12 protein-coding genes are annotated in these 11,075 nt (G+C 38.6%); 9 read left to right on the forward strand and 3 right to left on the reverse strand.

Annotation, left to right across the window (positions count from 1 at the left end; genetic code table 11):
- Positions 1–22: 22 nt before the first annotated feature.
- Complete coding sequence (locus tag RTR43_RS15625) at positions 23–160, reverse strand: small acid-soluble spore protein P (protein WP_248736261.1); 138 nt, start codon at positions 158–160, stop codon at positions 23–25.
- A 111-nt stretch (positions 161–271) separates the two neighbouring features.
- On the opposite strand from RTR43_RS15625, the gene RTR43_RS15630 reads away from it, so the two are divergent.
- A complete protein-coding gene (locus tag RTR43_RS15630) occupies positions 272–541 on the forward strand; it encodes a hypothetical protein (protein WP_312473158.1) in 270 nt (89 codons plus the stop codon).
- 29 nt (positions 542–570) lie between these two features.
- Here the strand turns inward: RTR43_RS15630 and sspO are convergent, their stop codons facing one another.
- The gene (sspO, locus tag RTR43_RS15635; RefSeq protein WP_312473159.1) at positions 571–723 is read right to left on the reverse strand and encodes a small acid-soluble spore protein O; all 153 of its coding nucleotides are present in this window, start codon (positions 721–723) and stop codon (positions 571–573) included.
- Positions 724–1,054: 331 nt separating this feature from the next.
- On the opposite strand from sspO, the gene acnA reads away from it, so the two are divergent.
- Entirely contained in the window at positions 1,055–3,760 is a 2,706-nt protein-coding gene (gene acnA, locus RTR43_RS15640) for an aconitate hydratase AcnA (RefSeq protein ID WP_312473160.1), read from the forward strand.
- Positions 3,761–4,157: 397 nt separating this feature from the next.
- Complete coding sequence (gene abc-f / locus RTR43_RS15645) at positions 4,158–5,885, forward strand: ribosomal protection-like ABC-F family protein (protein WP_396954590.1); 1,728 nt, start codon at positions 4,158–4,160, stop codon at positions 5,883–5,885.
- 162 nt (positions 5,886–6,047) lie between these two features.
- Here abc-f and RTR43_RS15650 read toward each other — a convergent pair whose 3' ends face one another.
- On the reverse strand, positions 6,048–7,085 hold the full coding sequence (locus tag RTR43_RS15650) for an NAD-dependent epimerase/dehydratase family protein (RefSeq protein WP_312473161.1): 1,038 nt from the start codon (positions 7,083–7,085) through the stop codon (positions 6,048–6,050).
- 194 nt (positions 7,086–7,279) lie between these two features.
- On the opposite strand from RTR43_RS15650, the gene mtnA reads away from it, so the two are divergent.
- From mtnA to tlp, 6 genes are all read left to right on the forward strand, one after another.
- Positions 7,280–8,323, forward strand: a complete 1,044-nt coding sequence (mtnA, locus tag RTR43_RS15655) for an S-methyl-5-thioribose-1-phosphate isomerase (RefSeq protein WP_312473162.1) — start codon at positions 7,280–7,282, stop codon at positions 8,321–8,323.
- A 27-nt stretch (positions 8,324–8,350) separates the two neighbouring features.
- Entirely contained in the window at positions 8,351–9,145 is a 795-nt protein-coding gene (locus tag RTR43_RS15660; protein ID WP_312473163.1) for a class II aldolase/adducin family protein, read from the forward strand.
- A 142-nt stretch (positions 9,146–9,287) separates the two neighbouring features.
- Entirely contained in the window at positions 9,288–9,824 is a 537-nt protein-coding gene (locus RTR43_RS15665; protein WP_312473164.1) for a redoxin domain-containing protein, read from the forward strand.
- 328 nt (positions 9,825–10,152) lie between these two features.
- Positions 10,153–10,284 carry an FbpB family small basic protein gene (locus RTR43_RS15670; RefSeq protein ID WP_248736253.1) on the forward strand — a complete coding sequence of 44 codons (132 nt, stop codon included), beginning with the start codon at positions 10,153–10,155 and terminating at the stop codon, positions 10,282–10,284.
- 67 nt (positions 10,285–10,351) lie between these two features.
- A complete protein-coding gene (locus RTR43_RS15675; RefSeq protein WP_248736252.1) occupies positions 10,352–10,498 on the forward strand; it encodes an acid-soluble spore protein N in 147 nt (48 codons plus the stop codon).
- A gap of 143 nt (positions 10,499–10,641) precedes the next feature.
- Positions 10,642–10,857, forward strand: a complete 216-nt coding sequence (tlp, locus tag RTR43_RS15680) for a small acid-soluble spore protein Tlp (protein ID WP_312473165.1) — start codon at positions 10,642–10,644, stop codon at positions 10,855–10,857.
- Positions 10,858–11,075: the final 218 nt, after the last annotated feature.

The raw sequence follows: 11,075 nt of genomic DNA on the forward strand, positions 1-11,075 counted from the left end.
CCTAAAGGTTGGAGCTGCTTTATTACATATCATGATGTGAGTTGTGTTTAGCCCGGGTGTGATTGCGATTCTTAACTTTGTGAGAACCGCTCATCGGTTCTGGCTGTCCTGATTGCTTAGGAGCATTTTTACGCATATCTTTTCCGTCGTTTTTGTTCATTTTTATCCCTCCTCAACATTTAGGATGCAATCAATAAATCTTTTTATGCTGAATATTTTTTCTAGTTCTGAGCAATTTAAAGGGTATATTAAATGAAGGAGTGAAACATTTATGCAAAAATATCCTTACAATAAGGACAAACAGCAGGCTTTTCAGGCAGCACAGCAAGGATATGAGGAAGCACAAGGGCTTTTTGAAACAATTGTCAGTGATAGTGCCAGCTACGGGCATCAGCTTAAGCATTTAAAGAACGAAGTAAATGAAGCATATCAGCAGATAGCGAATGCACTTGAGGTAGCATCAGAACACCAAAGATCTCAGTTAGAACGTTTCCAACAGGACCTTAAAAATATGGTTACAGAGGTAAATATGACCGAATAAGGAAAGCAGGAGGTCACCCCCTCCTGCTATTATTGATACTTTTTTCGCTTTTTATTGTTCATTCGCTCTTTGACAGTTAAAGGTTCATTTGCCATTTCCTCATTGAATCCAGCTCCCTGCCCTTGAGCTTTGGCAGCATTTGCTCCAGGTATGACATGGTTCGCCTTCTGTTTTTTTGCCATTCAATTCACCCCCTTAGTTGTTAATATTTCCATTTGTACCTAAAAAAATGACAAAGAATCGTTTTTTTGACATAATAATAAAGAAAGACAACCAACTTAACGTAAGGAAAAAGACATTAGCAATGATAAGATTTTCTATATATTGAGAGCGCTATACATAAAAAACATAAGAAAAACTTATCAAACGCAATAACTTTCTTGTTATTTACTTATATTGTGGGTTGTATTAAGATTAGAATTGTGAGAAAAGTGAAGCTGGATGGGAAAATTCAAACTTTTCGACTTTTCGTTAATTTTGTTTTTATGATAACGAATGAGGGGGTTTTTACACATGGTAAAAAATGACGTATTTAACGCACATTCTTCCTTTGAAGTAAACGGTAAACGCTACCACTATTACCGTTTAAGTGCATTGGAAGAGGCAGGCATTGGTAACGTATCCAAATTGCCTTATTCCGTAAAAGTACTACTTGAATCTGTCCTTCGCCAATACGATGGACGAGTAATCACAAAAGAGCACGTTGAAAACTTAGCAAAATGGGGAACAGATGAGCTGAAAGAAGTGGATGTTCCATTTAAGCCATCACGTGTTATCCTGCAAGACTTCACTGGAGTTCCAGCAGTAGTTGACCTTGCTTCCTTAAGAAAAGCAATGGCAGACCTAGGCGGCGATCCAGACAAAATCAATCCTGAAAAAACTGTTGATTTAGTTATCGACCACTCCGTACAGGTTGACGAATACGGTACAGGTGATGCATTAAGAATTAACATGGATTATGAATTCGAACGTAATGCTGAACGCTACCAATTCCTAAGCTGGGCGCAAAAATCATTTAATAACTACCGTGCTGTACCACCGGCAACTGGTATCGTTCACCAAGTAAACCTTGAGTACTTAGCAGACGTCGTTCACGTTGCTGAAACTGATGGTGAATTAGAAGCATACCCAGATACATTAGTTGGTACTGACTCTCATACTACTATGATTAACGGACTTGGCGTACTTGGCTGGGGCGTTGGCGGAATTGAAGCTGAAGCTGGAATGCTTGGTCAGCCATCATATTTCCCTGTTCCTGAAGTAGTTGGCGTTAAATTAACTGGCGTGCTACCAAACGGCGCAACTGCAACTGACCTTGCTTTAAAAGTAACGCAAGTTCTTCGTAAGCATGGTGTCGTAGGGAAATTCGTTGAATATTTTGGACCTGGTGTTTCTACACTTCCACTTGCAGATCGGGCTACGATTGCTAACATGGCTCCTGAATATGGGGCAACTTGTGGATTCTTCGCCATTGACGATGAATCTCTTGCTTATTTACGTTTAACAGGCCGTGATGAAGATCAGGTAAAAGTAGTTGAACAATATTGTAAAGAAAACGGCTTATTTTTCAATCCATCAGATGAACCAGTCTACACAGATGTAATTGAAATTGAGCTTTCAGAGATAGAAGCAAATCTTTCCGGTCCAAAGCGTCCGCAGGATTTAATTCCTCTTTCAAAAATGAAGGATGAGTTCGTGAAAGCTGTTTCTGCACCACAAGGAAACCAAGGTTTCGGCTTACAGACTGATGAACTTGAAAAGAGCGCAGCTGTTAAATTCAACAATGGTGATGAAACGACAATTAAAACAGGTGCTGTTGCGATTGCTTCCATCACTAGCTGTACAAACACTTCTAATCCATACGTTTTAGTAGGTGCTGGACTTGTTGCGAAAAAAGCTGTTGAACTTGGAATGGAAGTTCCTAAATTTGTTAAAACTTCTTTAGCACCAGGATCTAAAGTGGTAACTGGATATCTTCGTGATTCAGGGCTGCTTCCATACCTAGAGCAAATCGGCTTCAACCTTGTTGGTTATGGCTGTACAACCTGTATCGGTAACTCTGGTCCATTAAAGGAAGAAATCGAAAAAACTATCGCGGAAAACGATCTCTTAGTTACATCTGTTCTTTCAGGAAACCGTAACTTTGAAGGACGTATTCATCCTCTTGTAAAAGCAAACTACCTTGCTTCACCACCATTAGTTGTGGCATACGCTCTTGCAGGTACAGTGAATATAGATTTCGCATCTGAAGCAATCGGGAAAGATAAAGATGGAAATGACGTATTCTTTAAGGACATTTGGCCATCAACAGCAGAAGTCAATGATGTTGTAAAACGTACCGTTACACCTGAACTTTTCCGTAGAGAATACGAGAACGTGTTCGGCGACAACGAGCGTTGGAACGAAATCAAAACAAGCAATGAACCATTATATACTTGGGATGAGGATTCCACTTATATCGCCAATCCACCGTTCTTTGAAGGTTTATCACCTGAACCAGGTGAAGTAGAGCCATTAACAGGACTACGTGTGGTTGGTAAGTTCGGGGACTCTGTCACAACTGACCATATTTCTCCTGCTGGAGCAATCGGGAAAAATACTCCTGCCGGAAAATATCTATTAGAAAAAGGCGTTCAGCCTCGTGACTTTAACTCTTACGGTTCACGTCGTGGGAACCACGAAGTCATGATGCGTGGCACATTTGCAAATATTCGGATCCGAAACCAAATCGCACCAGGCACAGAAGGCGGCTTTACCACTTACTGGCCAACAGGTGAAGTTACATCAATCTATGATGCCTGCATGAAGTACAAAGAAAATGGAACTGGCTTAATTGTCCTAGCTGGTAAAGATTACGGAATGGGTTCTTCACGTGACTGGGCAGCAAAAGGTACAAACCTTTTAGGCATTAAAACGGTTCTAGCTGAGAGCTTTGAGCGTATTCACCGTTCAAATCTAGTGTTAATGGGTGTTCTTCCACTTCAATTTAAAGAAGGTGAAAGCGCTGAAACACTTGGTTTAACAGGGAAAGAAACCATTGATGTCCAAGTAGATGAAAACGTTAGACCACGTGATCTACTAAAAGTGACTGCTACGGACGAAGCTGGTAACAAGAAAGAATTTGAAGTTCTTGTCCGTTTCGATTCTGAAGTTGAAATTGATTACTACCGTCATGGCGGTATTTTGCAAATGGTTCTTCGTGAAAAATTACAAGCTTAATTATATATAATGAAAACACCATGTCTTTATAGGCATGGTGTTTTTTAGAAAGGGGAAAATATGCTATTAGAATAAAATTGAGAACGATATCCCATATTCAGATGTGAATTTTCAGGAAATCATTGACAACCACCTTTGATTTTTAATAAAATAAAAGTATTAAACGAAAAGGAATGAAAAAAAGGCCAATGAAATTATAATCTTATTTTTCAGCACATGATTCGAATAATCGAAAAATGATGAACCTGAAGAATAGGATTAGTCTATCCTTTTTTATATCCTAATCGTATAAACCATTTAAACAAACCTTTATAGGTTTATTTGTTGAACATATTTCATGGTTGTTTATGATTGACGATATAAGAACTCGCTTCAGGTTCATGAAGGGGGTTTTTTTATGCAAAAAAATCTGATGACTGTAGTAAAAGGGTTAGGTTTAGATAAAAGCTTTCATGTAAGAAAAGTATTAAACAATATCAACTTTGAGATAAAAAATGGGGAACGAATAGGCCTTGTCGGCAATAATGGTGCAGGGAAAACGACACTTGCCAATTTAATATTCGGAAGATTAAGTCCAGATAAGGGAATGATTGAAAAATCAAAAGATTTGCGGATTGGATATCTTTCACAGTCGATTGATTATGAAGTTAGTCATTTCCAGCAATCCTTTTTAGGTATCGAGGAAAATGAGTTGTTTCTCCACGCTAGCGGTTTAGGTCTTAAAAAGGTTTATGATTGGAAGGAAAATCGTTTGTCTCACTTAAGTGGCGGGGAAAAGCTTAAACTCGCATTATCGATGGTTTGGTCATCGAAGCCAGATTTCTTAATCTTGGATGAACCGACAAACCATTTAGATTTTACAGGGATTGACTGGCTAGTCTCTGAGTTAGCAAAGTTCCATGGCCCTGTTTTAATTATCTCGCATGATCGCCATTTCTTAAATAAAACGGTTAATCGTATCTTTGAATTAGAAAATAGTAATATCCAGTTTTACACAGGTAACTATAGTGACTATCGTGAGGAAAAGCAACAGAAATTAGCGAACCAGCGGCACCAATATAATGTCCAGCAGCGACAAGTAGAAATGGTTGAATCGCAAATGGAGCAATTAAAGTCCTGGTCAGAAAAAGCTCACCGTGAGTCTACAAAGAAGGGTTCTGGTCCTTCAAAAAGGCAAAACGGCTTTAAAGAATATCATCGTGTAAAGGCGAAAAAACGTGATAATCAAGTGAAATCAAAAATGACAAGATTACAGAATGAGCTTGATAAACAAAAGGTTGAAAAGCCTGCTGAGGAAGTTGCTGTTAGATTCCAATTTGACAGCCAAGGGAAAAGAGGCAAACGGATAATTGAGGCGAAGGGGCTTTCAAAAGCATTCGCGGATCGGATACTATTTCAAGATTCCCATTTCTATATTAATCACGGAGAGAGAATTGGACTGTTAGGTGAAAATGGCTGCGGAAAAACGACATTACTTAAGATGATAATAGGTAATGAGCCATTCTTTGATGGTGAGCTGTGGAAGAGCAAATCAATCAAAATAGCTTACTTAAGTCAGGATGTTACTGATTTACCAGCAGATAAAACGGCAATTGAAGCATTAGGGTTTACCGAAAGAGAAAGCATCCTTCAAGCAAGAACCTACCTTGCTAATTTAGGTCTTACAGAACAGCACATCACTAAGCCGATAGGGACTTTAAGTCTTGGTGAGCGAACGAGAGTAAAGCTAGTCGATATGTTAATGAAGGAATACGATGTTCTTATTTTAGATGAACCAACGAATCATCTCGATTTACCAAGCAGGGAGCAACTAGAAAAAACATTATCAGAGTTTTCCGGGACGATTATTACCGTTTCACATGATTATTACTTTCTCAATAAACTCTGTGACCGACTACTTGTTTTTCAAAATCAAGGTATTAAACGTTTTGAAATGAAACCTGAGGAGTATTTTAATAAAGATAAAAAGAATGATATAGATCATAAGAAAGAAGCACTTATGATTATTGAAAATAGGATCGCCGCGATTCTTGGTGAGCTCTCACTTATTGATCAAAAGGACCCAAAATATTTCGTGCTAGATAGAGAATTTAACCATCTACTTAAAGAAAAGAAAAACCTCTGAAAGGAGCTAATGATCATTTGGAAGGGCTCTACATGACCATATAGGCAGTAAAACTGTCAGTACGGTCCATAGCAGGACTCTAGGTGAGCGTAAAGGAAATAAAACCCTATGTACGGTCACCTAGCATGCCTCAACGCCGAGATTATCAGACCTGTTTTTGTTTTACTTCTTGCTCAATAAGGTGAGAAGTTTTTTCTCTTTTTCAACAAGCATTCCTGACTTCCATTCTCCCTCAGACAGATTACGAGTTTTTTCCCATTCATAAATTCCCTGTAAACTTTCCTCAAGCGGCCTGAATGTTAGACCATTCTGTACGGCTTTTTCAATATTAATGGAAAAGGCACCTCTCAATGGTTCCTCAAGTTCAGGAGATAAAGGTGAATTCTCAGGTACCCAGAGCGGCATCTCGGTCCAAGGAGCAACCTTTTGTTTAAGCAGAAAGGTTTCATCCGCCCAAACAATTTCAACATCTGTCCCTGTCACTTTGATACATGCATCAACAAACTCTTTCATCGTTAAAGAATAATCGGGACCCGTTGCATTAAAGGTTCCAATAGACCTAGCTCCCATCATTTTAAGTATCCACCTCGACAGGTCAATAATGTCAATAACCTGGACCCGACGTTCAGGTTTCCCTGGGACTAAAACTTTACCACCTCTGGCCATTCTATTTAGCCAATATGGAACACGGTCGGTATAATCATTCGGACCAATTAATTGACCAACTCTCACATTCAACACTCGACCAGGCATATTTTTTTCAGCGATCCGCTCACACAAGGCTTTAAAATGCCCATAATGTTCATAAATTGGACCATTAGCATCTTTTGATAGCTCATTTGCTTCTTCGAGCGACATTTCTAAAACGGGATAGTTCTCATCCAAATTTTCGGGAACCCAGTCTTTATAAACGGAAATACTTGAGATAAATGTATAATGATTTACTCGATCCTTTAAAAAGTCAGTCGTATTTTGCACAGTATAGGGAATAAACCCGCTAGTGTCTAAAACAGCATCCCAGTAGCGGTCTTTAAGCTCCTTTAAGTTACCAAAGCGATTTCCTGTAATTATTTCAACGTCTTTTAACCCCGCATTTTGAAATCCACGATTAAAAATAGTCACTTCATGGTTTTGAGCAAGAGCTTCTTTTACAAACGTTCTTCCTAAAAAGCGGCTGCCACCTAAAACAAGAATCTTCATGCGAATCCCCCTCCATTTCATGCTTTCATCTTATCGAATTTTCACATAATTGCGTTAATATAAAGAACACTGTTTTGCCAAAATGAAAAGTATTGCATATGTCATGGATATTGTTAAAATTACATTGGTAGAAGATTAAATGGAAGAAAAATTAATTGTTAGATTTGTTCATGTAGACGAGGAGATGCTTTTATATGGAAATTGCTTTTTTACAATCTGTTTCATATGAAAACGGTGTGTTAAAAATATTAGATCAAACCAAAATCCCAAATATAACCGAATTTCTCGAAATAACGAAAATTGAAGATGCTTGGGATGCGATTAAACAATTGAAGGTACGTGGTGCTCCAGCAATAGGAATTGCAGCGGCTTATGGTTTAGTTGTTGGAATAAAAGATGCCCCTGAAAATTCCTTTGCAGAGTTTTATGCATTTTTTAAAAAACAAGCTGATTATCTAGCAACATCCCGTCCAACCGCTGTTAATTTATTTTGGGCTTTAAAGCGGATGGACGAGCGAGTACTAATGGAAAAAGAACGGCCAGTCACTCAAATTAAAGCAGCACTTGAAAACGAAGCACATACAATCAGAAATGAAGATGAAGATGTTTGCCGTACCATTGGCGAGCAAGCATTAACACTTTTATCCGATGGCATGGGAATTCTTACTCATTGTAATGCCGGTGGGATCGCAACAGCAAGATATGGAACTGCACTAGCTCCCCTTTATTTAGCTAAGGAAAAAGGCTGGAATATCAAGGTATATGCCGATGAAACAAGACCGCTGCTTCAAGGAGCGCGCTTGACAGCTTGGGAGCTGATGGAGGCTGGGATTGATGTCACGCTTATAACTGATAATATGGCGGCGATGGTTATGCAAAAGGGCTGGGTGCAAGCAGTAATCGTCGGCTGTGACCGGGTGGCTGCTAACGGTGATGTAGCCAATAAAATTGGAACATACGGAGTCGCTTTATTGGCCAAAGCCCATCAAATTCCTTTCTATGTTGCTGCACCAATATCAACTATTGATTTAAAAACAAATACAGGTGCTGATATTCCTATTGAGGAACGAGAGGCGGCGGAAATTACCGAAGGTTTTGGAAAACGAACAGCCCCTGAGGGCGTAAAGGTTTTTAATCCAGCATTTGATGTCACCCCCCATGAGCTTGTTACGGCAATTATTACTGAAAAGGGTATACTAACCGGAAATTATCAAGAAGCGCTTCCAAAACTTTTTTAAAGCGTAAGAATGGAAAGCAGGGTGCCTATGTTGACAGAAAATAAATATAAAAAACAAATTTGTGATATTGGAAAAAGAATTTATGACAAGGGATTTGTTGCTGCCAATGACGGAAATATTTCGATTCGAGTCAGTGAAAATGAATACCTTATCACGCCAACCGGTGTAAGTAAAGGTTTTATGACCCCAGATATGATTCTGAAAGTGGATGGACAAGGAAACGTACTTGATGGGGATTACCGTCCAACCTCTGAAATGAAAATGCATCTCCTTGTTTATCAAGAGCGGCCGGATATTCAGGCTATTGTCCATGTCCATCCTCCATTTGCTACGGCCTTTGCAATTGCTGGAATTTCTTTAGACCAGGCGATTTTGCCAGAATCAGTTGTCTATCTCGGAACGATCCCGATTGCGGAATATGGAACCCCTTCGACACAGGAAGTGCCTGACGCTGTTAAGAAATTTGTTCATCACCATCAAGGAGTGTTATTGGAAAACCATGGCGCTTTGACCTGGGGAATAGATTTGGAACACGCCTATTATTTAATGGAATCGTTAGAATTTACCGCAAAAATCAGTTGGATTGCCAAACAATTGAATGGAGACCGAGAACTATCTAAAGAACACGTGCAAACGCTGATTGATATGAAAACGAAAATGGGAGTTCGAGGCGTGTCGCCTGTTGGTTCAGTTCCTCCTGAGGGAATCCATGCGATGAAAATGACACCGCCACTTGAACAATCATTAACAGAACACGATGTTAACTTGATAGTTGAAAAAGTTACTAAAAACGTCCTGGATGAATTGAAAAAGCTGCAATAAAAAGCACGTAAAATCGATTTGTTTTTATTACATTTCATTCAATTGTCACAGTTTCGGCATATCCATTCTTTGTTTCAACTAAGTTTATAGTGTAAAATCGAAATAGCAGAGAACATTGAATGAAGTAAAGGAGGGTCGGGGAATGATGAAAAAAGTAATTGCTGCTGTTGTATTAATTACATTACTTACAGTAGCGATTGTACAGGCTATGGATAAACAGACAGAAAAACCCGAAACTACAAGTCAGACAACAGCAAACAATGAAGGTCTTGCCATTGGGGCAAAGGCACCTGATTTTGAACTAAAGACTTTGACAGGAGAGACTGTTAAACTGTCCAGTCTAAAAGGAAAAAAAGTAATGCTTAACTTTTGGGCAACATGGTGTCCTCCCTGTAAGGCAGAAATGCCGGAAATGGAGCAATTTTACAAACAAGCCGGTGATGATATCGTCATTTTAGCGGTAAACATTGACCCACAGTTAGATGTCCAAGGCTTTGTTAACGAAAATAAAATTACCTTTCCAATCCTTCTTGATGCAGATGACAAGGTAAATGAAACTTATAAAATTTTATCCATACCCACAACTTATTTTATCGATAGCAAGGGTATTATTAAGAATAAATTTACAGGCTCTATGAAGCTTGAAAACATGCAGGATCTTACAAACAAATTAAAATAAGCGAGAGACGTTGGATTACTCTAACGTCTTTTTTATTTGGAAAAGAAGCGGCGCACAGCAAAAATGAATTAGGATATCCAATCATAGCGAAAAAAAATATCCATGTTACCTGATTAATAAAGTGATACTCTGATCTACACAAACCGCCTTTATCATGTTGGGTTTCCTACTCAATCAATTTCATTTCCATGCATGGGTTGGAAGTTGAGACTCATGCTTGTTTTTTTATAAAAATAAAAATACAATATAATTTTCAAAAAGTTGTAATAATTGCGACCGTTTCCGGGCATAATAACTGTTACAATAGGAAATAAGGAAGGTGATACCCATGAGAAAACCAAGAAAACGTTCCTTTGCAGAACTTGTTTCAGAGAATAAATCACAACTTTTAAAAGATCGTACTGCAATGGAAAAGATTGAACAGCGCTTAGAAGAAAAACGCCTCGGCAAAGCTGAGTAATCACAAAGTTTTCCAATCATGGTTCCCTCTACTTATGGGCAAAATCTACATAAGGAGGGATTAAGAGATGAGTAATGAATCAGGGTATAAAACAAAACGTTATAAACCAGATCATATCGGGACACAGCCTCGTGGATTTGGTGGAAATAAAGGGAAACAAATGCAAGATAAATCAGGAAAACAAGTCCAAGTAATGCAAACTAAAGGTGAATAATTTATGGATATAAGATCCACTAGGCATATAGCCAGTGGGTCTTTTTTTTTGAGGTAAAAAATTTCTTATATTCTGTGATATTTTTTCTAGACCGTTACAAACTATATTTGTACCAAATACACTTTGATGGAGGAATTTTACACATGTCCTATGATAACAAACCAAATCCAGATGATCGCAGTGATAATGCGGAAAAGCTTCAGTCAATGATTCAAGATACAGCGGAGAATATCGAAAAAGCAGAAGAATCGATGCAATTTACCGATAGTGAACAGCAACGCGAGAAAATTGAAGCAAAAAATCAGCGCAGACGGGAGAGCATCGATTCCTTCAAAGCAGAGATTCAGGATGAAACATGAGTTAACTAATTTCCAAAAAGGACTTTGACAATCTGTCAAGTCCTTTTTTATTATATAAGAATTTATAACATTGGACTTCGAGAAATGTCCAGCTCCATACACCGATAGGTGGGCGCCTTGCGCTTTTCTTAAAAGTAAAGAAAGTATAAAATTTTCGACTTCGAGAATTGTCCAGCTCCAGCGCCCAGCGGCTAGTGTACTTCGCGCTTCTCCCTACG

It is taken from the genome of Neobacillus sp. (genome assembly GCF_031988165.1).
Classification (GTDB): Bacteria; Bacillota; Bacilli; order Bacillales; family Cytobacillaceae; genus Neobacillus; species Neobacillus rhizosphaerae.